Source organism: Thalassobius vesicularis, from assembly GCF_004799325.1.
GTDB lineage: Bacteria > Pseudomonadota > Alphaproteobacteria > Rhodobacterales > Rhodobacteraceae > Thalassobius > Thalassobius vesicularis.
Window position 1 is genome coordinate 149832 of sequence record NZ_SSMD01000002.1, and the last position, 25770, is coordinate 175601.

Annotated in this window: 28 protein-coding genes and 1 tRNA gene; 14 read left to right on the top strand and 15 right to left on the bottom strand. The window is 63.8% G+C overall.

Translation table 11 applies throughout. The features are described 5' to 3' along the window. Nucleotides 1-4: 4 nt before the first annotated feature. From ribD to E7681_RS04475, 8 genes are all read right to left on the bottom strand, one after another. Nucleotides 5-1102: a bifunctional diaminohydroxyphosphoribosylaminopyrimidine deaminase/5-amino-6-(5-phosphoribosylamino)uracil reductase RibD gene (gene ribD / locus E7681_RS04440; RefSeq protein ID WP_281277645.1), complete on the bottom strand. Its 1098-nt coding sequence runs from the start codon at nt 1100-1102 to the stop codon at nt 5-7. Further along, a complete protein-coding gene (gene nrdR / locus E7681_RS04445) occupies nt 1099-1566 on the bottom strand; it encodes a transcriptional regulator NrdR (protein WP_136338073.1) in 468 nt (155 codons plus the stop codon). The genes ribD and nrdR overlap by 4 nt, the downstream gene beginning before the upstream one ends. Before the next feature lie 187 nt (nt 1567-1753). Further along, nucleotides 1754-2164, bottom strand: a complete 411-nt coding sequence (locus E7681_RS04450; protein WP_136338074.1) for a secondary thiamine-phosphate synthase enzyme YjbQ — start codon at nt 2162-2164, stop codon at nt 1754-1756. A gap of 42 nt (nt 2165-2206) precedes the next feature. After that, nucleotides 2207-2629 (bottom strand): hypothetical protein, encoded by a 423-nt coding sequence (locus E7681_RS04455; RefSeq protein WP_211089765.1) that lies wholly within the window; start codon nt 2627-2629, stop codon nt 2207-2209. Nucleotides 2630-2769: 140 nt separating this feature from the next. Further along, nucleotides 2770-4755 (bottom strand): RNA polymerase sigma factor RpoD, encoded by a 1986-nt coding sequence (gene rpoD, locus E7681_RS04460; protein ID WP_136338076.1) that lies wholly within the window; start codon nt 4753-4755, stop codon nt 2770-2772. 138 nt (nt 4756-4893) lie between these two features. Next, nucleotides 4894-6840, bottom strand: a complete 1947-nt coding sequence (gene dnaG, locus E7681_RS04465) for a DNA primase (protein WP_136338077.1) — start codon at nt 6838-6840, stop codon at nt 4894-4896. Between the two features lie 51 nt (nt 6841-6891). Continuing rightward, complete coding sequence (locus E7681_RS04470) at nt 6892-7212, bottom strand: hypothetical protein (protein ID WP_136338078.1); 321 nt, start codon at nt 7210-7212, stop codon at nt 6892-6894. A gap of 75 nt (nt 7213-7287) precedes the next feature. After that, nucleotides 7288-7896 carry a DUF6151 family protein gene (locus E7681_RS04475; RefSeq protein ID WP_136338079.1) on the bottom strand — a complete coding sequence of 203 codons (609 nt, stop codon included), beginning with the start codon at nt 7894-7896 and terminating at the stop codon, nt 7288-7290. Nucleotides 7897-8182: 286 nt separating this feature from the next. On the opposite strand from E7681_RS04475, the gene E7681_RS04480 reads away from it, so the two are divergent. Genes E7681_RS04480 through E7681_RS04490 form a run of 3 tightly spaced genes read left to right on the top strand, consistent with a single transcriptional unit; the run spans nt 8183 to nt 10940 of the window. Continuing rightward, complete coding sequence (locus tag E7681_RS04480) at nt 8183-9850, top strand: TadE/TadG family type IV pilus assembly protein (protein ID WP_136338080.1); 1668 nt, start codon at nt 8183-8185, stop codon at nt 9848-9850. Next, entirely contained in the window at nt 9847-10380 is a 534-nt protein-coding gene (locus E7681_RS04485; protein WP_136338081.1) for a TadE/TadG family type IV pilus assembly protein, read from the top strand. The genes E7681_RS04480 and E7681_RS04485 overlap by 4 nt, the downstream gene beginning before the upstream one ends. Then, nucleotides 10380-10940 (top strand): TadE/TadG family type IV pilus assembly protein, encoded by a 561-nt coding sequence (locus E7681_RS04490; RefSeq protein WP_136338082.1) that lies wholly within the window; start codon nt 10380-10382, stop codon nt 10938-10940. The genes E7681_RS04485 and E7681_RS04490 overlap by 1 nt, the downstream gene beginning before the upstream one ends. A gap of 3 nt (nt 10941-10943) precedes the next feature. Here E7681_RS04490 and E7681_RS04495 read toward each other — a convergent pair whose 3' ends face one another. Then, a complete protein-coding gene (locus E7681_RS04495) occupies nt 10944-11426 on the bottom strand; it encodes a hypothetical protein (RefSeq protein WP_136338083.1) in 483 nt (160 codons plus the stop codon). A 58-nt stretch (nt 11427-11484) separates the two neighbouring features. Next, complete coding sequence (locus E7681_RS04500) at nt 11485-12072, bottom strand: TetR/AcrR family transcriptional regulator (RefSeq protein ID WP_136338084.1); 588 nt, start codon at nt 12070-12072, stop codon at nt 11485-11487. A gap of 137 nt (nt 12073-12209) precedes the next feature. Here E7681_RS04500 and E7681_RS04505 point away from each other — a divergent pair, with 137 nt between their 5' ends. From E7681_RS04505 to E7681_RS04520, 4 genes are all read left to right on the top strand, one after another. Next, the gene (locus tag E7681_RS04505; RefSeq protein WP_136338085.1) at nt 12210-12446 is read left to right on the top strand and encodes a hypothetical protein; all 237 of its coding nucleotides are present in this window, start codon (nt 12210-12212) and stop codon (nt 12444-12446) included. Nucleotides 12447-12565: 119 nt separating this feature from the next. Beyond that, entirely contained in the window at nt 12566-13852 is a 1287-nt protein-coding gene (locus E7681_RS04510) for a homoserine dehydrogenase (protein WP_136338086.1), read from the top strand. A gap of 70 nt (nt 13853-13922) precedes the next feature. Next, nucleotides 13923-15662, top strand: a complete 1740-nt coding sequence (recJ, locus tag E7681_RS04515) for a single-stranded-DNA-specific exonuclease RecJ (protein ID WP_136338087.1) — start codon at nt 13923-13925, stop codon at nt 15660-15662. Between the two features lie 94 nt (nt 15663-15756). Further along, a tRNA-Glu gene (locus E7681_RS04520) sits at nt 15757-15831 on the top strand. A 212-nt stretch (nt 15832-16043) separates the two neighbouring features. Here E7681_RS04520 and E7681_RS04525 read toward each other — a convergent pair. From E7681_RS04525 to E7681_RS04535, 3 genes are all read right to left on the bottom strand, one after another. Continuing rightward, on the bottom strand, nt 16044-16814 hold the full coding sequence (locus tag E7681_RS04525; protein ID WP_136338088.1) for a CDP-alcohol phosphatidyltransferase family protein: 771 nt from the start codon (nt 16812-16814) through the stop codon (nt 16044-16046). 4 nt (nt 16815-16818) lie between these two features. After that, nucleotides 16819-17526: a phosphatidylserine decarboxylase gene (locus tag E7681_RS04530; RefSeq protein ID WP_281277650.1), complete on the bottom strand. Its 708-nt coding sequence runs from the start codon at nt 17524-17526 to the stop codon at nt 16819-16821. A 61-nt stretch (nt 17527-17587) separates the two neighbouring features. Further along, nucleotides 17588-18484 carry a LysR family transcriptional regulator gene (locus tag E7681_RS04535; RefSeq protein WP_136338090.1) on the bottom strand — a complete coding sequence of 299 codons (897 nt, stop codon included), beginning with the start codon at nt 18482-18484 and terminating at the stop codon, nt 17588-17590. A gap of 121 nt (nt 18485-18605) precedes the next feature. Here E7681_RS04535 and E7681_RS04540 point away from each other — a divergent pair, with 121 nt between their 5' ends. From E7681_RS04540 to E7681_RS04555, 4 genes are read left to right on the top strand one after another with little or no spacing between them, the layout of a single operon-like run. Beyond that, nucleotides 18606-19232 carry an NADPH-dependent F420 reductase gene (locus tag E7681_RS04540; RefSeq protein ID WP_136338091.1) on the top strand — a complete coding sequence of 209 codons (627 nt, stop codon included), beginning with the start codon at nt 18606-18608 and terminating at the stop codon, nt 19230-19232. A 17-nt stretch (nt 19233-19249) separates the two neighbouring features. Beyond that, on the top strand, nt 19250-19654 hold the full coding sequence (locus E7681_RS04545; RefSeq protein ID WP_136338092.1) for a DoxX family protein: 405 nt from the start codon (nt 19250-19252) through the stop codon (nt 19652-19654). A 55-nt stretch (nt 19655-19709) separates the two neighbouring features. Then, a complete protein-coding gene (ygiD, locus tag E7681_RS04550) occupies nt 19710-20528 on the top strand; it encodes a 4,5-DOPA-extradiol-dioxygenase (RefSeq protein WP_136338093.1) in 819 nt (272 codons plus the stop codon). 12 nt (nt 20529-20540) lie between these two features. Beyond that, nucleotides 20541-21497, top strand: coding sequence for a glutathione S-transferase family protein (locus E7681_RS04555; protein ID WP_136338094.1), 957 nt, complete (start codon nt 20541-20543; stop codon nt 21495-21497). On the opposite strand, the gene E7681_RS04560 is transcribed toward E7681_RS04555, so the two are convergent. Together E7681_RS04560 and E7681_RS04565 are read right to left on the bottom strand one after the other, a co-directional pair. Beyond that, nucleotides 21486-21710, bottom strand: a complete 225-nt coding sequence (locus tag E7681_RS04560; protein WP_136338095.1) for a DUF2842 domain-containing protein — start codon at nt 21708-21710, stop codon at nt 21486-21488. The genes E7681_RS04555 and E7681_RS04560 overlap by 12 nt on opposite strands. Continuing rightward, nucleotides 21710-23005, bottom strand: coding sequence for an adenylosuccinate synthase (locus tag E7681_RS04565; protein ID WP_136338096.1), 1296 nt, complete (start codon nt 23003-23005; stop codon nt 21710-21712). The genes E7681_RS04560 and E7681_RS04565 overlap by 1 nt, the downstream gene beginning before the upstream one ends. 157 nt (nt 23006-23162) lie before the next feature. Between E7681_RS04565 and E7681_RS04570 the strand changes: the two genes are divergently transcribed. From E7681_RS04570 to secG, 3 genes are all read left to right on the top strand, one after another. Beyond that, nucleotides 23163-23561 carry a DUF6524 family protein gene (locus E7681_RS04570; protein ID WP_136338097.1) on the top strand — a complete coding sequence of 133 codons (399 nt, stop codon included), beginning with the start codon at nt 23163-23165 and terminating at the stop codon, nt 23559-23561. 75 nt (nt 23562-23636) lie between these two features. Continuing rightward, the gene (locus E7681_RS04575; protein ID WP_136338098.1) at nt 23637-25193 is read left to right on the top strand and encodes an alkaline phosphatase PhoX; all 1557 of its coding nucleotides are present in this window, start codon (nt 23637-23639) and stop codon (nt 25191-25193) included. Nucleotides 25194-25326: 133 nt separating this feature from the next. Then, nucleotides 25327-25689, top strand: coding sequence for a preprotein translocase subunit SecG (gene secG / locus E7681_RS04580; protein ID WP_136338099.1), 363 nt, complete (start codon nt 25327-25329; stop codon nt 25687-25689). Nucleotides 25690-25770 lie beyond the last annotated feature (81 nt).

Genomic DNA, 25770 nt, shown 5'->3' on the forward strand with positions numbered 1-25770 from the left:
GCCGTCAGCGGTGCGCGCGAACCCAGCGGTGCAGGATATCGTTCCCGATCACACGGCTTTCGGCCAGCGAAAAGCGCGGGGCCTGCGACAGGTGATCCAACCCCAGCGCACCGATGGCCGGACGGCCCTCAGCCCCCAGCGCGACCCCTGCCGTGAACCCGATCAGCTCGTCCACCAGACCTGCGGACAATAGCGACGCCGCCAGCATCCCGCCGCCTTCGCAAAACACACGGGTCAGCCCCTGCTTGCCCAACTGCCGAAGGGCCGAAGAGGGGTCAATCTGGCGCCCCACTAGGTCGCATTCCAGCAGCGTCGCGCCTAGACCGGCCCAGGTATCGTACAGCAGCGGATCGGGATGCGGCCCGTGGCAAATCCACACCGGCACCTCGCGCGCGGTTCGGGCAAGCTGCCCCATCAGCGGCAAATCCAGATGGCGCGAGACGATGACGCGCACTGGCTGACGGCTGGGCGTGAAATCCCGCACCGTCAACGAGGGGTCATCCGCCCGCGCCGTCCCGGCCCCGACCATCACGGCGTCGTGCCGCGCCCGTTGCCCCTGCACCAGATGGCGGGCCGACGGGCCGGTGATCCACTGGCTTTCCCCGCTGGCCGTTGCAATCCGCCCGTCAAAACTGCTGGCGAGCTTTAGCGTCAGCCACGGGCGACCTTGTTCATTGCGTTGGAAAAATCCGGCGTGATCCTGGGCGGCTTCGGCCTCCAGCAGCCCGGTTTCGACAGCGATCCCTGCCGCGCGCAGCATGGCAAACCCTTGCCCCGAAACCCGCGGGTCATTGTCCGCGATGGGCGAGACGACCCGCGCCACCCCGGCCTCGATCAACGCCGAAGCGCAAGGGGGCGTCTGCCCGTGATGGGCGCAAGGCTCCAAAGTGACATAGGCCGTGGCCCCGTGCGCCAACTGACCCGCCTGCGCCAATGCCTGCGTTTCGGCATGAGGCCGCCCGCCGGGTTGGGTCCATCCGCGCCCGACGATGCGGTCATCACGCACGATTACACAGCCCACAGCGGGGTTCGGCCAGGTGTTACCCTGCCCGCGTCGGCCCAAACTCAGGGCCAACCGCATGTAGCGCAGATCGTCGCTCACTCTTCGCTATGACCGCTGGGGCGCAACTCCGCGACGAATTTGTCGAAATCGTCGGCTGCCTGGAAGTTCTTGTAAACGCTGGCAAAACGCACATAGGCCACGGTGTCGATCCGGTGCAGAGCCTCCATCACGATCTCGCCGATCACCTTCGAGGAGATATCCGTCTCGCCCATGCTTTCCAGACGCCGCACGATGCCGCTGATCATCTGGTCGATCCGCTCGGGGTCCACCGGGCGTTTCTGCATCGAGATCCGGATCGATCGTTCCAGCTTGTCGCGGTCGAAATCCTCGCGACGGCCATTGGATTTGATCACCACCAGATCACGCAGCTGTACGCGCTCATAGGTCGTAAAACGCCCACCGCAGGCCGGACAGAACCGCCGCCGCCGGATCGAGACATGATCCTCGGCCGGTCGTGAATCCTTCACCTGGGTATCGATATTTCCGCAAAACGGGCAACGCATTGCCGGCCCCCTTCTAATTCACCGCCTCTTTGATGTTGGGTATTTTCCCAACTTATCCACAGCCACTATAGGGGAGCCTCTAGGATTTGGGTAGAGGGGAATTTGCACCGCTAAACCGTGGGCTGCCCAACGAAAAAACCGCCCCGAAGGGCGGTTTCGCGGTCAGGCCCAGGGCAGATGGACAGCGTCAAGACAGATGCGCCGCGACCTGTCTTGTGTGGGAACGGTCGCGGTGCTCGAACAGGTAAATGCCCTGCCAAGTGCCCAGCACCGGCCGCCCATTCGCCACCGGGATCGACAGTGACACCGGCATCATCGCCGCCTTGATATGGGCGGGCATATCGTCGGGGCCTTCGTAAGTGTGGGTCAGATAGGCCATCGACGGGTCCGTCGTCGGAGGCACCAGTCGCGCAAAGAACGCGCGCAGGTCGGTTTTTACTTCGGGGTCGGCATTTTCCTGGATCAGCAGACTGCACGAGGTATGCCGCACGAACAGCGTCAGTAACCCGTCGCCATTACCCGCACACCAACGGGTGACATCACGGGTGAATTCATACAGGCCCTGCCCGCGCGTCGCGATCTCGAAAACGGTTTGCATCGGCACCTCCTGCGGCGGGATACCACGCCGGGCAGCCCGATGTCAGGGGAGTTTGATATCAGGACCGTCAAAGCAATATTGCCGAGCCGAGTCCGTCGACAGCGCATAGCCCTGCTTTTTCAGCGATAGCACCAGATCCGACGCACCGCCATCGGGCAGCATCGCGACGACCGCGTGCGTGGGATTGACGGTAAAGGTTACCGCCTGCCAGCCCGGCTGCATCGTCGAGGGCGCGCGGCCCTGCACCAGATAGACTCGCGCCAACGGCCCCAACCCCAGATCACGCTGCGCATGTGCGCCCGCCGCGCACCAGAAATGCGCGGGCCCCGCACCGGGGCGGTTGAGCACCTCAAACTCCTGCCCGCCCGGCAATTCCTTGACGGTCATGAAGTCCTCCATGTTGCGTGCTTGTGCCGCAGGGGCCATCAGCATCGCAACGGTCGCAGCAAGGGCAAGACGGGACATCATGGGTTTGCTCCGGTCATTAGGGGACGTGTCAAAGCATAGCCCGGAAACGCCCAATGGCCAACGTATCCGCGCTCACAGTTGCGTGTGATCATGCGGGGCTGGCGCGATGAAAAAAGCGCCCCGAAGGGCGCCTTTTCTTACTGATCCAAGAAGCTGCGCAGCTTGCGGCTGCGGCTGGGGTGCTTGAGTTTCCGCAGGGCCTTGGCCTCGATCTGACGGATACGTTCGCGGGTCACACTGAACTGTTGGCCGACTTCCTCCAGCGTGTGGTCGGTGTTCATGCCGATGCCAAAACGCATCCGCAGCACGCGTTCCTCGCGCGGGGTCAGCGAGGCCAGAACGCGGGTCGTCGTCTCTTTCAGGTTCTCCTGAATGGCCGAGTCCAGCGGCAGAACCGCGTTCTTGTCCTCGATGAAATCGCCCAGCTGGCTGTCTTCCTCGTCCCCGATCGGCGTCTCCAGGCTGATCGGCTCCTTGGCGATCTTCATCACCTTGCGGACCTTCTCCAGCGGCATTTGCAGCTTTTCGGCCAGCTCTTCCGGGGTCGGCTCGCGGCCGATCTCGTGCAGCATCTGGCGGCCGGTGCGGACCAGCTTGTTGATCGTTTCGATCATATGGACCGGGATACGGATCGTGCGGGCCTGATCCGCGATCGAGCGCGTGATCGCCTGACGGATCCACCAGGTCGCGTAGGTCGAGAACTTGTAGCCACGGCGGTATTCGAACTTGTCGACGGCCTTCATCAGGCCAATGTTGCCCTCTTGGATCAGGTCCAGGAATTGCAGGCCGCGGTTGGTGTATTTCTTGGCGATCGAGATCACCAGACGCAGGTTCGCCTCGACCATTTCCTTCTTGGCCTGGCGGGCTTCTTTCTCGCCCTTCTGGACCTGTTGCACGATGCGGCGGAATTCGCTGATGTCTAGACCGACGTATTGACCGACCTGCGCCATGTCGTTGCGCAGCTCCTCGATCTTGTCCGAGGAGCGTTCCATCAGCATCTGCCAGCCACGCCCCGATTTCTGGGACATGTCTTCCAGCCAGTTCGGGTCCAGTTCGCGGCCCCGGTATTCGTCGATGAATTCGCGGCGGTTGATGCGGGCCTGGTCGGCCAGTTTGACCATCGCGCCGTCGATCTGCATGACGCGCTTGTTGATGCCATACAGCTGGTCGATCAGCGCCTCGATCCGGTTGTTGTGCAGGTGCAGTTCGTTCACCAGCTCGACGATTTCGGCGCGCAGTTTCTGATACACCGCCTCGTCCTGATCCGAGAACGAACCGTCCTCGTTCAGCGTGGCCGAAATCCGACTGTCCTGCATTTCCGACAGGTTTTCGAAATCCTCGGAAATTCGGCTCAGCGTCGCCAGAACCTTGGGCTTCAGCGCGGATTCCATCGCAGCCAGCGACATCGAGGTCTGGTCGTCGTCGTCGTCGTCGTCATCGCTGCGGATCGGGTTGCCGTCGGCGTCCAGTTCGGGTTCGTCGCTGTTGGTCTTTTTCGGAGCCGAAGAAACGTTGGCCGCGTCCATCACCGGCGTATCGTCTTCTTCGTCACCCATCTGGTTGCCAAAGGTCGCTTCGAGGTCGATCACGTCGCGCAGCAGGATGTCTTCGGACAGAAGTTCCTCGTGCCAGATGGTGATCGCCTGAAAGGTCAGCGGGCTTTCGCACAGGCCCGCGATCATGGTGTTGCGCCCGGCTTCGATCCGCTTGGCGATGGCGATCTCGCCCTCGCGGCTCAGCAGTTCGACGCTGCCCATCTCGCGCAGGTACATGCGTACTGGGTCGTCGGTGCGGTCCAGTTTCTCGGTCGTGCCGGAAGACAGGGCAACCTCGCCCCGGTTCGAGGACACGTCCACAACCGCGGTCGACTTGGCCTCTTCTTCTTCGACTTCGTCATCTTCGATGATGTTGATGCCCATTTCGGACAGCATCGACATCACGTCCTCGATCTGTTCCGAGGACACCTGGTCCGGCGGCAGGACCTGGTTCAGCTGGTCATAGGTGATGTACCCACGCTCGCGCGCCTCGGCGATCATCTTCTTGACCGCGGCCTGGCTCATGTCCAGGGAAACCTCGGCTTCCTGATCTTCGGGCTTGTCGTCGTCGGTTTCTTTTACGGCCATCTGTTACTCCTGCACGGTGCGAATGCTTGCGGCGTTTGTCTGGTCAAGTGATTCGCTGACCCGAATCAATAACGCGTCCGGGTGATTCGGACACCCGTCATACCTGATTTTCTTTCCTTTTCCCCGTCGAAACGCATGTCAGTGCCGCTTCGTGAGGGAAATCTTGCTGATCAGATCGTCCAGCGCGGCCCGCTCCGAGCGGTTGATTCGCGCGCCGTTCTCTCCGACATCGTATTCCGCCTTGTCCTCGTTCTGGCTGCGCAGGGCACGGTTTCGCGCCTCGGTCGCCTGTCCCAGCCGCCATGTCACGGCTTCGTCTGCCACGCCGGACATTTCCTCGATGGCTTCGGCGATCTCCTCGGTCAGGCCGCGCTGCGCCTTCAGTTTGGCCAGTTCCTCGGCCACGGTCAGGCGCGCGGCTTCCTCATCCCCGACCCGGCGCAAGGCCGGCGTTATGGCGACATGGGGCAGCGCAAACAAGGTTTCAAGCCCTCCCGGCCCCATTGCCTGCGAAATCCGCGTTTCCAGATCGTCCGGTCCGTCGCGATGCGCCTCGCGCAGCAGAGTATCGCGGATCAGCGCGTGATCCTGCTCTGCGCAGGCCATCGTTTCGATCTGCGCCTCGAACTCGCGCAGCAGCGACGGATTGCGGATCAGCGTCGCCAGGATCACCGCCTCGCGGACGCGTTCCTCGGCCCGCTCACCCGCAGCCACCAGCAAAGAGTTGCGCGTCGACTGCACCGGCACCGGAATGGGTGGCAACCGCCAGTCGCGCCGCGGCGCCCCCGGTTTCTTGCGGGACTGTCCGAACAGCTCCCAGCGCAGCTGTTTGATCGCCTCGCCGTAATGCGCGCGGATCGAGGGGTCGCGGATCAGCTTGATCTTCTCGCGCAGCGCCTTGTCCAGCGCGGCCCGGCGTTCGGGGCTGTCGAAAACGCGTCCTTCGGTTTCGCGCCGCCACAGCAGGTCCACCATCGGGATCGCGGCGTTCAGCACATTTTGGACGGCCTCTGCCCCCTTGGCGCGGATCAGATCGTCCGGGTCCATGCCTTCGGGCATCAGGGCAAAGCGCAACGATTTGCCGGCCTCCAGCAGCGGCAGCGCCAGGTCGATCACCCGCATCGCCGCCCGCAGTCCCGCCGTGTCGCCATCCAGCGCGATCACCGGCTCGGACGAAATCCGCCACAGCAGTTGCAGCTGGTTGTCAGTGATCGCCGTCCCCAGCGGGGCGACGGTCGCGCCGAACCCCGCCTCGGACAGCGCAATCACATCCATATACCCTTCGGCGACCAGCAACGGCTGGCCCTTGCCCGCCGCCTCGCGCGCGGGTCCGTGGTTATAGAGGCTGTGCCCCTTGTCGAACAGCTCGGTCTCGGGCGAGTTCAGGTACTTGGCGTTGTCATTCGGGTCCATCGCCCGCCCACCGAACGCGATGCAGCGCCCGCGCGGGTCGCGGATCGGGAACATGATGCGGTTGCGGAACACGTCATAGGGCCGCTTGCCCTTGGTCGAGGGTTTCGCCAGCCCTGCCCCCAGGATCAGCTCCTCCGCCACGCCTTTGCCCGCCAGATGATCCCACAGTGCCTGCCAGCCATCGGGGGCAAAGCCGATCTCGAACCGGTCCTGCGTCGCTTCGGCCAGACCGCGCCGCGCCAGATAGGCCCGCGCATCCTCGGCCACGCCGCGTTTCAGCTGAAGGCGGTAGAATTGCACCGCCTGTTCCATCACCTCGGCAAGCTGACTGCGGCGATCGGCCTTCTGCTGCGCCTTGGGGTCGGCCTTGGGCACCGACATCCCGGCCTCGCGGGCCAGAATCTCGATCGCCTCCATGAAGCCGACATTCTCGGTCTCCTGCACGAAGGAAATCGCGTCCCCCTTGGCGTGGCAGCCAAAGCAATAGTAATAACCTTTGCGGTCATCCACATGAAAAGACGCGGTTTTTTCGTGGTGGAACGGGCACGGCGCCCACATGTCGCCCTTGCCCTGATTGGACTTGCGCGCATCCCACATGACCTTGCGCCCCACCACCTGAGACAGGCTGATGCGGTTGCGCAGTTCATCCAAGAATCCGGGCGGGAGGCTCATGGGGCGAATATAGACCTCTGACGGCAGCTTGCAAACGCCGCCGATGCGGGATCAGGATTTGTAGTCCAGGCAGGCTTTCTCGAAGGTCGCCGTGGTATCGGGCGTCAGTTGCGCCTGAGGCAGGGAATAGATCCACGCCACCAGAACGTCGACATTCGCTTCGTACTTAGTTCCCTTGATCGGGTCCGCATTCATGATCTTGCGCGTGGCGCGGTTCTGGTTGCGGTTGGCCTGACGGTGCGAGATCGCGGCCTCGACGATCCCCGCCTGGATCGAGCACCGCTCGGTTTTCTCAGCCTTGGACTCCGCCAGCACCGCCACCGGCAACAGCGCCATCAAACCGGCAAGGGTAATGGGCAGGATTTGTCGCATGAGGGCTCCTCCGAAACTCTATGCCCCTAGATGCCAGCCACACCGGACCAGCGCAAGGGGCACGGACAGAGCCGCCTAGCCAGTGCCAACGGCTTTGGAAGCGGCGGCGCGTTCCTCGATGGTCAGGACTTTCGGCGTCACCGGCCAGCCTCCGGTGGGGCTGACGAACGGGTTCTTGCGGTGCCGCCCCGTCAGGTAGGCGCCCAACATCCGCTTGACGATATTCAGCCCGATGCTGTTGAAATTCACGTCCTTCGCGGGCGCGCCCTGCCCTTTGCGGGCGTGTTTAGTGAACACATGGCCACGGTTGGGGCCCATCTGTCTATCGGCCTGTTGCAGTTCTGCGTCGTGCAGAACCAAGCCGACGAAAGGCAGCCCCGGCTTGCGGATCATGTTCAGCATCGGGGTGTTGCAGCAGGTCGCGTACCACCGGATCAACCCGTTCGGGCTGAGGCGCAGGATGCCCAGCTTGTCCTGCCCCTTGAGGACCGAGACGCGATCCGGCGTGCTCTGGATCAACTCCGTGCCGCCATGGGCTGGCAACGCATAGCCCAGATAGCGCGCAGCGGTCTGGCAATCGATACAATAGCATCTGAGCCGCGAGCCAGTGGCCACGCCCTTCGGCTCCAGTCGCAGCGCAACCGCGCCGCAGGAACAGCCTAATTCCAAGCCATTTTCCGACATTTCCACAGCTCCTACACCATACTGCGGCGCAGAATAGCAGTAACCGAAACAGACATGAAACACGTAATGATTGGCCGGCGGACGGAAACAATTCCTGTGGAACCTGTGTAAATATCGGAAAAGGCTAGGACAATCGTCCAGCAATGCCCGGTTCACGCCTCATTTGTGCCACGTTGGTTAGCAATACATTTGTCTGATGAAGTCCGAGTCTTTTTACGCCCCGGCGTTGCGAAGGCAGACAACGTGGAAGCAGATCATGCAGACGAAGAAGCAGAAAAATCACCAAATGGCTTGGCCCCGTCTGGCCGGCAAGGCGGGCTTTCAGCATCTGAAGCGTTTCCGCGACGACGAAAGCGGCGTGATGGTTGCCTTCGCCCTGATGATGCTGATCCTGATGCTGATGATCGGTGGTGTCGGTATCGACATCATGCGCTTCGAGATGGACCGCTCGCGGCTTCAAAACACTCTGGACCGCGCTGTTCTGGCCGCGGCGGACCTTGACCAATCGCTGGACGCCAAGGTCGTGGTGAACGACTATTTCGACAAGGCCGGCCTGTCCGAATACCTGACCGGCGTCACGATCACCAGCTCGATCGGCTCAAAGCGGGTGGCAGCAACGGCTGAAACCACCTTCAACACCTTCTTCCTGAAGATGCTGGGCATCGAGACGCTGACGGCCGCCGCCAATGGCGCCGCCATGGAGAGCATCGATGGCCTCGAAGTGTCGCTGATCCTGGACGTTTCGGGCTCCATGAACAGCAACTCGCGTCTGGCGAACCTCAAGCCTGCGGCGACCGAATTCGTCGAAACGCTGCTGACCTCGTCCGACATCGGTAATGTGTCGATCTCGATCATTCCCTACGCGACCCAGGTCAGCGCCGGTGCCCAGATCCTGGACCACCTGAACGTCTCGAACGAACATTCCTATTCCCACTGCGTCAACTTCAACGCGGACGAGTTCAGCAGAACCGAACTGCATGACGAAGGTGTGCTGGAACGCACCGCCCATTTCGACCCGTTCACCTATACCGAGGATCCGATCGAGCAGCCGGTCTGCCCGGTGGACCCGTCGCGCGAAATCATGCCGCTGTCCTCGGATGTGGATGCGTTGACCACTTATATCGACAACCTCGATGCAATCGGGAACACCTCGATCGACATCGGTATGAAGTGGGGCACGCTGCTGCTGGACCCCAGCATGGATGACCTTGTCAGCGAACTGATCGAAGACGGCGTTGTCAGCTCGGCCTTCGAAGGTCGCCCGACGGCCTATTCCAGCAACATCATGAAGATCATCGTGCTGATGACCGACGGTCAGAACACCGACCAGTATCTGCTGAACCCGTCCATGCGCACGGGCAACTCGCCGGTCTATTACAACGCAGAGGAAGACGTTTATTCGGTCTACCAATCCTCTGGCAACGCGAACAACTCGAACTCGGACGAAAGCTATTACTGGCCGCACCTGAACGAATGGTTCGACCACCCGTATGGCAATGGCACGTACGAGGAATGCACCACGGTCTACGGTCAGCGCGACTATCGCAAAAAGGGCAATAAAGGCAGCACCACCACGACCTGTGTCGAAACCGAAGAACCCGGCACCGCCGTTCGCCTGACCTTCCCCGAGCTGTTCAACCGCGTGTCGCTGGCCTGGAACGCCACCTACAACTACGCCGACATGAGCAACGCATGGGCCACCTGGTACCAGGCTGCGTTCAGCTCGATCAACTCGACCGTCAAGAACCAGCGCACCAAACACATCTGCGACGCCGCCAAGGACGAAGGTATCATCGTCTACACGATCGGATTCGAAGCCCCCAATGCCGGGCAGAGGGTGCTGCAGGATTGCGCCAGCTCGGACGGGCATTTCTTTGACGTGGACGGGCTGGAAATCGAAGACGCCTTCTCGTCCATCGCATCCTCCATCCGCAAGCTGAGGCTGGTCCAATGACACGCATCAAGTCCTTTGCTCGGCGCTTCACGCACGGAGACTCCGGCACGGCAACGGTGGAATTCGTCATCGTGTTCCCCTTCTTTCTGGGGGTTCTGCTGTCGGCGTTCGAACTGTCGCTGATCACCATGCGCGAAACCATGCTGGAGCGCGCGCTGGACCTGACCGTGCGCGAAATCCGCCTGGAAACCGGCAGTGCACCGCAGCATGACGAGATCAAGGCCCGCGTCTGTTCCCGCGCTCCGGTCATTCCGGACTGCGAAACCAACCTGCGTCTGGAAATGCTGGTGATCGACCCTCGCGCTTGGAACGACCCCGAGGACGAGTTTGACTGCACCGACCAGTCCGAAGACGTTCAGCCGGTGCGCAACTTCGTCAACGGTATGGAAAACGAACTGATGCTGCTGCGGGCCTGTGCCAAGTTCGAACCGGTGTTCCCGGGCGCCGGACTGGGCAAGACTCTCAGCAAAGACGCCGCTGGCATGGCCGCTCTGGTCGCCAAAGCCGCCTTCGTGCAGGAGCCGAACTAATGTCCAAGCTCAAAGCCGCATTCAAGAACCGCATCGCCCGCTTTGCCGGCGAAACCGAGGGCACCGTTGCCATCGAGGCCGTGATCGCCCTGCCGATCCTGTTCTGGGCCTTTCTGGCGTCCTTCGTGTTTTTTGACGCCTACCGGCAGAACAGCATCAACATCAAGGCCGCCTACACCGTCGGCGACATGCTGTCCCGTGAAACGAACTCGATCGACGGCGACTATCTGGATGGCATGAAAAGCCTGTTCGACTATCTGGCCGGTCCCGCGCGCAACACCAAGATGCGCGTGACGGTGCTGCAATGGGACGAAGAGGACGACGCCTATATCCGCGATTGGTCGAAGACGCGCGGTGGTGTGACCGAACTGACGAACAACGATCTTGCAGCGTTGACGAATGATCTTCCGATCATGGCCGACAACGAGCGCCTGATCCTGGTCGAAACCTGGAGCCACTACACCCCGCCGTTCAACGTCGGTCTGGCCGAACGGGACATGTACAACTTCGTCTTCACCAGCCCGCGTTTCTCGCCGCTGTTGCCCTGGTCGAACGGCTAAGCGTCAGCGCGCCTGACGATCCGCGACCATGGCGTCCAGCATGTCCGCCATGATTTTCGTCTGCGCGCCCGGCATGACGCCACCGATGCCCACACGCTTGCCCATACGCCACCAGATACCCGGGTTCCACGCGCGGTGGCCGGGGGTATCCAGCCGCAGCATGAACCCGTTCGACGGCTTCATCGCAAAGGTTCCCCGCTCGACCCGTTTGATTGCACCGATTTCCGCGATGCAGGCGCCTGTGCTGTCGAACAGCCCGTCTTCGGTCAGGTGAATGGTCAACTCGGTCGCGCGGCGCATCTTCTCGGCCAGCCAAAGGGCGGCCAGCCCTAGCGCCACCAGAAACCCCTGCCACATCAGCTGCGGCGGCGTGGCAAAGGCGATGTACAGCAGCATCCCGCCCAGAAAGGCCAACATCCCGATCCCCAACCAACGGCGCGGAACAGAGGCCGTAACGCTGGCCATGGGTGATTTTGCGGTCTGCATGGGATCCTCCGGATGTGTTTAGCCGGACTTAGCGCCAATTCGCAGCTTTGGCGAGGGGTCAGGCAGAAACCGCCCGCTGCACCATCTGCCAATAGATGTCCTGCACGGCCTCGACTGACAGGCGACCGGCGGTGCGATACCATGTCGTCACACCCGTCACCATCGCGATCACCGCCATCGTTACAACGCGCGGATCGGGCACGTTGAACACGCCCTCGGCCAGACCATCGCGCAGGATTTTTTCCAACTCGGTCTCATACTTGCGACGCAGCGCCTCGATCTCGCGGAAATTCTCGGGCGTCAGGTTGCGCAGTTCCATGTACGAGATGAACACCTCGTCCGGACGCTCTAGGTGATAGGTGATGTGGAACCGGGTGAAACGGCGCAGGCGCTCGGTCGCGTCGCCGTCAGATTTCTCGGCCTCCCACGCCTCCAGCAGCCCCTCCATATGCGTGCGCATCAGGTCGAACAGCAGCGTCTGTTTGTCGGGCGTGTAATTGTACAAGGCCCCCGCCTGCACCCCGACCTCGGCCGCGATCTGCCGCATCGAGACGGCTGCAAACCCGTGCCGCGCAAACAGCGTCAGCGCCGCCTGCAAAACACGCGGTCCGGTGATTTCAGAGTGTGAACCCGCAGTTCTAGCCATGCGCCCGTTCTATATGAACATCCGTTCATATCCAAGCGAAACCGCCGGTTTGGCGACGGCATATAGCGAACCGCCCGATGCTTGCACAATGATACCATTTCAGGGCAGATAGAAGGGGTGTCAACCAACGGTGCCGGATGCGTTTCCTACTTCTGCCCTTGCTGCTCTGCGCTGCCTGCGCCCGCCCGCCCGAGCTGGACGAGCACATCACCCCTGCGGCCAAGGCAGCCCCCTTCCCCGCGTTGGTTCCCCTTGGCCCGCTGCTGGACGAGGCGGACGGCACCAGGATCACCACCACGGACGCCGCCCTGCAAGCCCGCGCCGCGGCCCTGCGCGCCCGCGCCCGCCAGATGCAGGACGAGTCGCAGGAATAAGTCGCCCGAATAGTGCTCATAGCCCCGTTCCGCCCGGCAAATCGTGAATTGCCGCGTTGCATGGGTCCGTCAGTCACGGTACATCCCGGTCGAATAACAACAAGTGTCAGGAGGCTTCGATGAGCCAACCCTTGCGTCTGGGCATTGCCGGGCTGGGTACCGTGGGTGCCGGTGTCGTGAAGATCATTCAACAGCAGGCGACCCTCCTGACCATGCGCACCGGGCGCGAGATCACCATCTCGGCCATCTCGGCGCGCACCCGCAAGAAAGACCGCGGCGTCGATCTGTCCGGCTATGGCTGGGAGGACGACCCCGTCGCCCTGGCCCGCCGCGATGACGTGGATGTCTATGTCGAACTGATGGGCGGCTCAAACGGGCCCGCCAAAGCCTCGATCCAGGCCGCACTGGATGCGGGCAAGGACGTAGTCACCGCCAATAAGGCGCTGCTGGCTCTGCACGGCCAGATGCTGGCCGAAAAGGCCGAGGCCGCCGGTTCCGTGATCCGCTACGAGGCCGCCGTCGCCGGGGGCATCCCCGTCATCAAGGCGTTGGCCGAAGGGCTGGCAGGCAACAAGATCAGCCGCGTCATGGGCGTGATGAATGGCACCTGCAACTACATCCTGACCCGGATGGAGGCCACCGGCCAAGGCTATAACGCCCTGTTCGATGAGGCCAACAAGCTGGGCTATCTTGAGGCCGACCCCAACCTCGACGTGGGCGGCATCGACGCCGGGCATAAGCTGTCGCTGCTGTCGGCTCTGGCTTTTGGCACTCAGGTCGATTTCGACGGCGTAGAGCTGGAAGGCATCCAACGCATCGCGCTGGAGGACATCCGTCAGGCCGCCGACATGGGCTATCGCATCAAGCTGCTGGGTGTCGCCCAGATGACCGATCGCGGGCTGGAACAGCGCATGTCGCCGTGCCTCGTGCCCGCCAACAGCCCGCTGGGCCAGCTGGAAGGCGGCACCAACATGGTGGTGATCGAGGGCGACAGCGTCGGCCAGATCGTCCTGCGTGGCGCCGGAGCGGGCGAAGGCCCGACCGCCAGCGCGGTTCTGGGCGACATCTGCGACATCGCACGCGGCTATCGCTATCCGGTGTTCGGACAGCCTGCGACCAGCCTTGTGGCCGCACAGCGCGCACAATCGGTTCTGGCCGCCCCCTACTACATCCGCCTGTCACTGCGTGACAAACCCGGCGCACTGGCCAAGATCGCCTCGATCCTGGGAGAGGCAGGCGTGTCGATCCACCGGATGCGCCAGTACGACCATGTGAACGATATTGCTCCGGTCCTGCTGGTGACGCACAAGACCACCCGGGCCGAGCTGGACGTGGCCCTGACCGGGATCGAGAAAACCGACGTGGTAACCGAAGCGCCCGTGGCGCTGCGCATCGAGACCGTCTGACGGCAGCGAGTGCGGCGACGGAGCACGCCTCCGGCGGGAGTATTTCGGTCAGAAAGAAGCAGGAGGGAGCATGGCCTTTCTGGGCGTAGAGACATCGGCAAGCGGCCGTCGCTGGGTGGGGCCCGACCCCGCCGTATCGCGGATGGCCGAGGCGATGGCGCAACAGACCGGCCTGCCCGCGCCCCTGTGCAACGTGCTGGCGCGGCGCGGGGTGCCGGCGCATGAGGCGGTGGGGTTTCTGGAGCCTCAGCTGCGCGACTTGTTGCCCGATCCGCACAAATTGAAGGACATGGAGACCGCCGCAGCGCGGTTTCTTAAGGCAGCGCGCGGTCGGGAGCGGATCGCGGTGTTCGCCGATTACGACGTGGACGGGGGCAGCTCGGCCGCGCTGTTGCTGGACTGGTTGCGGCAGATCGGGCGTCAGGCCACGCTCTATGTTCCGGACCGGATAGATGAAGGCTATGGCCCCAACGAGCCCGCGATGGAGGCGCTTGCGCGGGATCACGACCTGATCGTCTGCGTGGATTGCGGGACGCTGTCCCACGGGCCTATCGCGGCAGCCAAAGGGGCCGAAGTCATTGTTCTGGATCACCATTTGGGCGGCGAGACCCTGCCCGACTGTGTGGCCGTCGTGAACCCGAACCGTCAGGATGAAACCGGCGATCTGGCGCATCTGTGCGCCGCGGCCGTAGTGTTCCTGATGCTGGTCGAGGCAAACCGGCAGATGCGCGCAGAGGGTGTTGCGGGGCCGGACCTGATGGCGATGCTGGACTTGGTGGCCTTGGCGACAGTGGCGGATGTTGCGCCGCTGATCGGGGTCAACCGGGCGCTGATTCGGCAGGGGTTGAAGGTCATGGCGCGGCGCGAGCGGCCCGGTCTGGTGGCCCTGTCGGATGTCTCGCGGATGGACCAGTTTCCGACGACGTACCATTTGGGATTCCTGCTGGGGCCCCGGGTCAATGCTGGGGGGCGGATCGGTCAGGCCGATCTGGGCGCGCGCCTGCTGGCTTGCCAAAACCCGTTGGAAGCCAAGGCCTTAGCCGAACGCCTGGACGAATTGAACAGCGAGCGGCGCGAGATCGAGGCCACCGTACGCGCCGCCGCGATGGCGCAGGCCGAGGCACGCGGGCTGGACGCGCCGCTGGTTTGGGCCGCCGGTGAGGGGTGGCATCCGGGCGTTGTGGGGATCGTGGCGAGCCGCCTGAAAGAGGCGACCAACCGGCCGGCGGTCGTGATCGGGCTGGACGGGGACGAAGGGAAAGGCTCGGGTCGGTCGATCTCGGGCGTGGACCTGGGCGCGTCGATCCAGCGGCTGGCCGCCGAAGGGCTGCTGATCAAGGGCGGCGGGCACAAGATGGCCGCCGGTCTGACCGTGGCGCGCGACCAGCTGGAACCCGCGATGGCCCGCCTGTCCGAGCTGCTGGCCCGCCAAGGCGCGGGCGAAGGCGGCCCGGCAGACCTGAAGCTGGACGCCCTGCTGATGCCCGGCGCGGCCACGCTGGAGCTGGTGGAAGAGATTGAAAAGGCTGGGCCTTTTGGCGCGGGGGCCCCGGCGCCTCGGTTCGCGTTCCCGGACGTGGCGATCCATTTCACCAAGCGCATCGGCGACAGCCACCTGAAACTGAGCTTTGGCGACGGGCTGGGCGCGCGGTTGGAGGCGATCTGCTTTGGCGCCTACGACACCGAGCTTGGCCCCCTGCTGGAAGGCCACAACGGCGCGCGGTTCCACCTGGCCGGGCGGCTGGAGGTTAACGTCTGGAATGGCCGCCGCACTGTCCAGTTACGGCTGGAGGACGCTGCCCGCGCCTGAGCAAAGAAAATGTGAAAATTTCGCCAAAAGGGGCGAATTTTTCCCTTGCGGAGGCGACGGTACCTGACTAGAAGACGCCTCACGCCAACGGTTTGGCCCGTTCGTCTATCGGTTAGGACGCCAGGTTTTCAACCTGGAAAGAGGGGTTCGATTCCCCTACGGGCTGCCATTTTCCCCTAGAGTTAATCGTTAACACGCCCCAGCGGGGAGCGAATTACGTGTGCCCGCAACGGGTTGTGCGGCGATCCTCATGCGATGGGTGAAGTTTGCCCGGCGAGAATGGTTAATTCTGAACGGGGTGTGAGCGGCGCGTGTGCGAAAGGCACGATCCGTCAGGGCGCGAAATCGTCAGATTTTTGCGAAGAATCGTACGCTGGCCGATTAGGAAAACAGCCGCCCGCGCGCCTTGATGATGCCCTGGATCAGAAGCGCCACGTAGGCCAGATCCACGACCACCAGCAGCGTCCACGGACGGGTGAAGATCAACCCGATCCCGAAGACCAGTGCGAACATCAGAACGGCCACCATGCCACGCGGAATGCGCAGGCCCTTGGGCGAGATGGTTTTCAGCCGCGACACCATCAGCAGGGCCACGAAGCCCAGCCAGACGGCCATCAGCAGCGCCGGGGTGTCCATCGACAGGAACCCGGCCTGGGTGGCGAAGACGGGCAGCAGGCCCAGCATCGCGCCGGCGGGGGCGGGCACACCGACGAAATAGGTCTTGTTCTTGTCGGCGACCTCTTCCTCGGACGGGTCACCGGTGCCGCGCATGACGTTGAAGCGGGCCAGACGCAGGCAGCAGGCGGCGGCGAAGATCAGCACGGCGATCCAGCCCAGGCTGCCGATGGGCGCAAGGTGGTACTGGTAGACCAGAATGCCGGGCGCCACGCCGAAGCACAGGAAATCGGAGAGCGAGTCGAGCTCGGCCCCGAAGTTGGAGGTGGCCGAGAGGCGGCGGGCCAGCAGCCCGTCCAGCCCGTCGATCAGCGCCGCCAACAACAGCAACAGCACCGCGACCGAGAACCGCTCGTCCATGGCGAAGCGGATCGAGGTGAGGCCAAGGCACATGCCGGTCAGCGTCACCAGATTCGGCAACAGCAACAGGAAAGGCACCTGGTCGCTGGACGGGTCGCGGGTGATGAGGCGCTTCATCGGGTTACTCCGCCGGGGTGCCCAGATCGGCCAGCACGGTTTCGCCGGCGATCATGGTCTGGCCGATCTCGACCAGCGGGGCGACGCCCTCGGGCAGGTAGATGTCGAGGCGCGAGCCGAAGCGGATCAGGCCGAAACGCTCGCCGGTTTCCAGGTACTGGCCTTCGCGCGACCAGCACAGGATGCGGCGGGCGACGAGGCCCGCGATCTGCACGACGCCGTATTTGCGGCCGTCTGCCATTTCGATGGCGAGGCCGTTACGCTCGTTATCGGTGGACGCCTTGTCGAGCGAGGCGTTCAGGAACAAGCCGGGGCGGTAGGCGACGGCGGTGATGGTGCCCTCGTGCGGGAGGCGGTTCACGTGGCAGTTAAAGACCGACATGAACACCGAGATGCGGGTCATCGGCTGATCGCCAAGGCCCAGCTCGGCGGGGGGCACGGCGGGTTCCAGCAGCGACACGACGCCATCGGCCGGCGAGATCATCAGGCCGGGGCGCGAGGGGGTCACACGCTCGGGGTCGCGGAAGAAGTAGTAGCACCAGACGGTCAGGCCGGTGCCGATCCAGCCCAGCGGCTCCCACAGCCAGAACAGCAGCAGCGTCACGGCCGCAAAGACGGCGACGAACTTGCGCCCTTCGGGGTGCATCGGTTTCACGAAGGTGGACAGCATCGAGACGGACATGGTCGCTCCGGTCTTTTGATCAACGGTGATAGGGCTGAATAGAGCAATCGGACGACTTTGCAAACGCCTGATTGCCGCAAGCCCCCCTGCCCTAGCTGCCCCCGAAGCGGCGGGCGTCGTTTGCGGCAAAGTCGATCAGGGCACGAACCTTGCGCGGCAGGGTGCGGGTTTCCAGCCAGACCGCGCTGAAGGGAATCGCCGCGGTCTGGTATTCGGGCAGCAGATTGACCAGCCGGCCCGCGTCTATGTCATCACCCAGCACGAAATCGGGGCAAAAGGCGACGCCCTGCCCTTCGAGCGCCAGTGCGCGGGCGACGCGGGCGCTGTTGACGTGGAAACGGCCGGGGACGGTGACGGTTTCTTCGCCCTTTGGACCGTTCAGAACCCAGCGCCCGGCGGTGCGGCGGTTGGTGTCCAGAATGCAGACATGGCGCGCCAGATCGGCGGGGCATGTCGGCGCGGAGTGTTGCTGCAAATAGGCGGGGGCGGCGATCAGGCGGCTGCGGATCTGGCCCAGACGGCGCTGTTTCAGCGCGGACATGTCGGGGGTGCCGATGCGAAAGGCAAGGTCGATGCCGTCGCTGGCCAGATCGACGTATTTGTCGGACAGGCGCAGGTCGATCGCCAGATCGGGATGGGGGGCGGCGAAACGGGCCAGCAGGTCGGCGACGTAGATCTCGCCAAAGGTGACGGGGGCCGAGATGCGGATCATGCCGGTAAAGCCGCGCGCCTCGTCCGTGACGGCGCCCAGCACGTCATCCAGATCATCCAGCAGCGCAGGGGCGCGGGCGAGCAGCTCTTCGCCCGCCGGGGTCAGGCCGACGCGGCGGGTGGTGCGCTGCAACAGGCGGGTGCCAAGGCGGGCCTCAAGCTCGGCCACGTATTTCGAGGTCAGACGGTTGGAAATCCCCATCTGGTCCGCCGCCCCGGTGAAAGAGCCGCTTTGCGCCGTCGCCACGAAGGCACGCAATCCGTCGATCAGGTCCATGGCCCACCCTTTAGGAACAAAATGGCGATAGTCATTCCATATAGTCGTCATTTCATTCGCGAATGGCAAGCGGCATATTCACCTCATCGAAGGGGCGCAGCGCCCCGCCAAGGAGAGACAGATGAATATCGCAATCATCGGAACCGGGAATATCGGCGCAGGGATCGCGCTGGCCCTGGGCAAAACCAAGCACGGCGTCGTTGTCGCCGACACCAAGGGCGGCGTGGACGCTGCCGCGAAACTGAAGGCCGAGGGCGTCACCGTTCAGGCCGCCGACATCGCAACCGCCGTGAAATCGGCCGAGGTGGTGATCCTGGCCACGCCCTATGGCGCGGCGGCAGAGGTCGTAAAGGCCGCGGATTTCTCCGGCAAGATCGTCGTCGATCTGTCGAACCCGGTGAAAGAGGATTTCTCGGGTCTGCTGCTGGGGCATGACAGCTCGGCCGCGGAAGAGATCGCAAAGCTGGTGCCGGGGGCCCGCGTGGTCAAGGCGTTCAACACGATCTTCGCCCAGCACTATCCTGCGGGCCTGAGCGTGAACGGCCAGCCGCTGCAAACCTTTGTGGCCAGCGATGACGAGGCCGCCCGTGACGTGGTGATCGGCATCGCCAAGGACATGGGTCTGGACGCGCGCGCCGCTGGCGGGCTGTCGAACGCCCGCTACCTGGAGCCGCTGGGCTACATGAACATCCAATTCGGCTACATGCTGGGCGCGGGCGTGGGCATTGCCCCGGCCTGGGTCGCCTGAGACTGAGGAGAGAGACAATGATCGACCTGAAATTCGCCCCCTACGGCGCCGCCCTGCTGCGCGTGACGACCGGCCTGCTGTTCCTGTATCATGGCCTGGTGAAGCTGTTCGTGTTCACGCCTGCGGGCACGGCCGGGTTCTTTGACTCGATTGGCCTGCCGGGTTGGGTGGCCTACCTGACCATTCTGGCCGAAGTCGGCGGCGGCCTGGCCCTGGTGCTGGGCATCGCGACGCAACTGGTGTCGCTGGTGCTGGTGCCGGTGCTGCTGGGCGCGGCCCTGTTCGCCCACCGCGGCGCGGGTTTTGGCTGGTCCAACCCCGGCGGCGGCATGGAATACCCGCTGATGTGGGCGGCTGCGCAGGCGGCTCTGGCCCTGATCGGCGGCGGAGCCTGGCAGCTGTACCCGCTGGGCCGCAAGTAACGCAAAGGCGGGCGCCCGATTGGGCGCCCTGCCCCCATTCAGAAAGGAACATGACATGTCCGTCACCCAATCCCTGCAGGCGCTGCGCGACCGTCTGAAAGCATCCGACAAGATGCCCGTCGTGTTCCTGGGCCATGGCAGCCCGATGAACGCCATCGAAGACACGCAATATTCGCGCTCGTGGCGCGAGCTGGGCAAGGCACTGCCGCGTCCTCAGGCGATCCTGGTGGTCTCGGCGCATTGGATGACGCGGGGCACCACGCTGGTGGACGTCTCGCAATTCCCGCGCACGATCTACGATTTCTACGGCTTCCCGGACGAGCTGTACCAGCAAAGCTATCCCGCAGAGGGGTCGCCCGAGATGGCCAAAGAGGTGATCAGCCTGCTGGGCAGCCACCATGTCGAGGGCGACGACACCTGGGGCCTGGATCACGGCGCCTGGACGGTGCTGAAGTTCCTGTATCCCAACGCCGATGTGCCGGTGTTCCAGCTGTCGATCGACATGGCCGCAGACCTGTCGCACCACGTCCAGATCGGGCGCGAACTGGCCGCCCTGCGTCATCGCGGCGTGCTGATTCTGGGCAGCGGCAACATCGTGCACAACCTGCGCACCATGCGGTTCGGCGCGAAACCCTATGATTGGGCGCTGGAGTTCGACCAGACCTTTGCGCGCAACCTTGAGGCCCGCAACATGGACGCGCTGGCCGACCGCGCGGGGCTGGGCAACCTGTTGCGCATGGCGCACCCCTCGGTCGATCACTACCTGCCCGCGCTGACGATCGCAGGGGCGGCGGATGCCAAGGACGAGCTGGTGTTCATGAATGACACGATCGACATTGCCAGCGTCTCGATGCGCAGCTTTGTGTTTTATTAAGGACTGCGTGCGATGCTGGTGAACGGAAAATGGACGACCGATTGGCAACCGGTGCAAAAGGCGGATGAACAGGGGCGGTTCGTGCGTCAGGTCTCCAGCTTCCGTAACTGGATCACGCCTGATGGCAGCGCGGGGCCGACGGGCACGGGCGGATTTCGGGCCGAGGCCGGTCGCTATCGGCTGTACGTGGCGCTGATCTGCCCCTGGGCGTCGCGCACGCTGATCGCGCGGCAACTGAAAGGGCTGGCCGGACTGATTCCGGTGACGGTGCTGAACCCCACCCTGGGCGCCCAGGGGTGGGAGTTTGGCGGCTATCCGGGGGCGCAGGACGATCCGCTGTTCGGATCGACCTATCTGCACGAGGTGTATTCTCGGGCCGACGCGGATTTCACGGGGCGGGCAACCGTGCCGGTGCTGTGGGACATGAAACAGGAGGTGATGGTCAATAACGAAAGCGCCGACATCCTGCGGATGTTCGACACCGCGTTCGAGGGGCTGGTGCCGTCCGAGCATCGCCTTTACCCGGCCGATCTGGCCGACCGGATCGACGCGCTGAACACGCGGATTTATGACCTGCTGAACAACGGGGTCTACAAGGCCGGGTTCGCCAGCAGTCAGGCCGCCTATGACGAGGCGAACGAGGGTGTGTTCGCACTACTGGACGAGTTGGAGGGGATGCTGACGGGCGATTTCCTGTTTGGCGACCGGCTGACCGAGACGGATATTCGCACCTTCGTGACGCTGATCCGGTTCGACGCGGCCTATCACGGGCTGTTCAAGACCAACCGCCGCCAGATCGCGGATTACCCGCGCCTGCAGGCGTATATGGAGCGGATTTTGCGGCTGCCGGGGGTGCGCGAGACGGTGAACATGGATCACATCACGCGCGGGTATTACTCGATCAAGGCGCTGAACCCGAAAGGGATCCGGCCCGCCGGGCCGGCCCATATCGAGGCGTTACTTGCCTGAGTCGTCGGGGTCGGCCTGACCGACCCCTTTGAAGATGAACTTGAACGGCAGCGCCCAGACAAAGCCCAGCGCCACGTAGATCACGAACTCGACCAGGATCGAGGGCCGTTCGAACAGCGAGGTCACATACCACGCCGCCGCGATATAGGCCGGCAAGCCGATCAGCAGGATCAGCAGCGCCAGGCGGCGGCGTGTCTTGTAGGGCAGCGCCATCAGTCGGCGAACGGGTCGGTCACGAGGATCGTGTCGTCCCGCTCCGGGCTGGTGGAGAGCAGCGCGACGGGGCAGTCAATCAGCTCTTCGACGCGCTTGACGTATTTGATCGCGTTGGCAGGCAGGTCGGCCCAGCTGCGCGCGCCTTCGGTCGACTCGCTCCAGCCCGGCATTTCCTCGTAGATGGGTTTGCAACGGGCCTGCTGGTCAGCGGCGGTGGGCAGGTAGTCCAGACGCTCGCCGTCCAGATCATAGGCAACGCAGATCTTCAGGGTTTCGAACCCGTCAAGCACGTCCAGCTTGGTCAGCGAGATGCCGTTGATGCCGGAAATCGCGCAGGTCTGACGGACCAGGGCCGCGTCGAACCAGCCGCAGCGACGCTTGCGCCCGGTGGTGGTGCCGAATTCGTGGCCGCGCTGGCCCAGACGTTCACCGTCTTGGTCATGCAGCTCGGTCGGGAACGGGCCCTCGCCGACGCGGGTGGTGTAGGCCTTGACGATGCCCAGCACGTAGTCGATCGAGCCCGGCCCGATGCCGACGCCGGTCGCCGCCTGGCCCGCGATCACGTTCGAGGAGGTCACGAACGGGTAGGTGCCGAAGTCGATGTCCAGCAGCGAGCCCTGCGCGCCTTCGAACAGGATACGCTTGCCGGCCTTGCGCTTTTCGTTCAGCACCTTCCAGACGGGTGCGGCGTAGGGCAGGATTTCCTTAGAGATTTCAGTCAGTTGCGCGATCAGACCGGCGCGATCCACGGGGTCGATGCCCAGGCCCTTGCGCAGCGGATCGTGGTGCTGCAGGGCACGATCGACGCGCGCCTCGAGCGTCGCGGGGTCGGCCAGATCGGCAACGCGGATGGCGCGGCGGCCGACTTTATCCTCGTAGCACGGGCCGATGCCGCGACCGGTGGTGCCGATCTTGGTGCCCTTCGAGGCGGCCTCTTCGCGGGCGCGGTCCAGCTCTCCGTGCAGCGGCAGGATCAGCGGGGTGTTTTCGGCGATCATCAGGGTTTCGGGGGTAATCTCGACGCCCTGCGCGCGGATGGTGGCGATTTCCTTGACCAGGTGCCAGGGGTCCAGCACGACGCCGTTACCGATCACGGACAGCTTGCCGCCGCGCACAACACCCGAAGGCAGCGCATGCAGTTTGTAGACGGTGCCGTCGATCACCAGCGTGTGGCCGGCGTTGTGGCCGCCCTGGAAGCGCGCGATCACGTCGGCGCGTTCCGACAGCCAATCCACGATCTTGCCTTTACCCTCATCGCCCCACTGGGCGCCGACGACGACGACGTTTGCCATTGCTGGTCCTCTGTATAATGCGGATCAAACCCGCGCCCGTATATATGGCTGTGTCGGGCAGTGAAACCTCAAATTCGCCGCAGGTCTGGACACGGGCCAAGGTTTGCGCGATCCATTGGACCAAGTTCAGACCAAATTACGATTTCCGGGGGGTGTCATGGGGTTTTTTCTGCGCTGGATGGTTGCGTTCATCCTGTTGGGGGCCACGTTCAACCCGACGGATGTGAACTATGTCCACTGGGTCAGCGCGAATTATCAGACGCAATTGCCGATGAGCGTGCTGCTGGGGCTGCTGCTGACGGTGGGCTACATCATCTACCTGCGCGCGACGTTGCGCAGCATCGGGGCCTTCGGGATGTTCCTGGTGCTGGCGATCATCGCGGCGATGCTGTGGGTGCTGTACGATTACGGCCTGCTGGACATCAAGAACCAGACGATGATGACCTGGCTGGGAATTTTCGCGCTGTCGATCGTGCTGGGCGTCGGCCTGAGCTGGAGCCTGATCCGGCGTCGCCTGTCCGGTCAGGCCGATGTGGACGACGTGGACGAAGAATAAGCCTGTCTCTGTCATGTGGCCGTTGCGGAGCCGGGGCAGAGTATCGAGTCGGTGCGCCAAGCCCGGAGGAATCCCATGCTCGCCAAGACGCTGTTCGCCGCCCTGACCGCCACCACCTGCCTGACCGCCGCGGCCCGGGCCGGAGAGTTGACGCGCATCGCCACCGTCCCCTTGGGGGCCGAGGTGACGGGCCTGTTCGTCGAGGGCGCGGATCTGTTCATGAACGTGCAGCACCCCTCGGGCAGTTTGGAGTCGGCCTTTGCCAAGGCGACCATCGGGGTGATCGCCAATGCTGATTTCGGCGCGGGGGCGCAGCCGGTGCCGACAGACGCCGCCGACAAGGCCGTGGTCCGGACCAGTCTGGGCGCCTACCAGATCCTGTTGCAGCAGGGTGATTTCGACGTGATCGGCGTGATCGAGGGGGCTGCGGGCCGCATCCGGACCTCTAACCGCCCCGATTTCAATGCGTTTGTGAAAACGGGCGCGGGTCAGGGCTATCTGTTCACCGCGTTCGAGGACCGCCCCGGCGGGATGAGCCGGGTCAAGATGTCCCGCGCGGCGGATGGGACGTGGACGGTGGATCGCTCGGACGCGCGGATGCTGGATTTCTCGGGCGTGCGCGGCACTTGGGTGAACTGCTTTGGCACGCTGTCACCGTGGGGGACGCCGCTGACCTCGGAGGAGCTGTATTTCGACGACACCGCCGATTGGAACAACCCTTATTACAAGTACATCAACGGCCCCGAGGCGCTGGAGCAGTACCTGGGCACCTACCCCAACCCCTATGATTACGGGCTGATCGTGGAAATCACCGATCCCGCTGGTGCTGCCACCCCGGTGAAACGCCGCGCTCTGGGCCGGTTCAGCCATGAAAACGCGGTGGTGATGCCGGATCAGCGGACGGTGTACCTGTCGGATGACGGGCTGGACACGGTGTTCTTTAAATTCGTGGCCGATCGCGCGGGGGATCTGAGCGCGGGCACGCTGTTTGCGGCCAAGGCCACGCAGATGGGCGCGCCGGGGGCGGATGCGGCCTTGACCCCGCTGAAGCTGGAGTGGATCGAGCTGGCGCATGGGACGGATACGCAGATCGACGGCTGGGTGCGCGACTATGACGGCATAAGCCAGGCCGATCACGGGGACGACAGCAGCTATCTGAGCGACGCCGATGTTGTCGCCTGGGCCGAGGGCAAGGCCACGGACGACCGCGCCGCGTTTCTGGAAAGCCGCAAGGCCGCCAAGGCCAAGGGCGCCACCGCCGAGTTCCGCAAGATGGAAGGTGTGAACATCCATTACGAGGGGGCCCGCGATGGCTCGGTCCCCTACATGTATATGGCGATGTCCGAGGTGACCAAGGGCATGTCGGACACCAAAGGTGACCTGCAACTGGGCGAAGCGCGGTGCGGCGTCGTCTACCAGATGCGACTGGATGGCGCATATAATGTCGACAAGATGGTGCCGGTCGTCGCGGGCGGGGCGTTCAGCGCGTCGGACCCGGCGAATGCCTGCGCGGTCGACGCGATCGCCAACCCCGACAACCTGGTGGTGCTGGCCAATGGCGACGTGGTGATCGGCGAGGACAGCGGCGCGCATGAAAACAATGCGCTGTGGCTGTTCCGACCGGAAAACTAAGCCGCCACCATGCGGCCTTTGGCCGATCATATACGTCTGAACCGGGAATGATGCCTTTCGTCAGGAATGGCGGGTTGCGGGCGGGAAGGGTTTTGCCTAAATAGGCGCGGACAGACATCTTGGGCAGGCTGCAATGGAAAACGTCGTTCTCATCATCCACCTTCTTCTGGCGCTTTCGCTGATCGGCATCGTGCTTCTGCAACGGTCCGAAGGTGGCGGCCTGGGGATGGGCGGCGGCGGCGGGGCGATTTCGGCCCGCGCGGCAGCCACGGCCCTGAGCAAGGTGACCTGGGGACTGGCCATCGCGTTCATCTGCACCTCGCTGGCGCTGACCGTGATCGCAGCCGAGAAATCGGCCGGCAGCTCGGTTCTGGACCGTCTGGGCGGCGAAGCCCCGGCAGCGGAGGAAACCACCCCGGCAGAGCCCGCGCCCGGCAACGCATTGCTGCCGCCGTCGGCTGGTGAAAGCGGCCCGATCGTCCCCCGCGCGGACTGACCACTACCGCTTGTTTTTCAGCGGATGACCGCAACAGCATCTTGCGGTCATCTTGCGTTTTTTTGCGAATCTGATATGGCT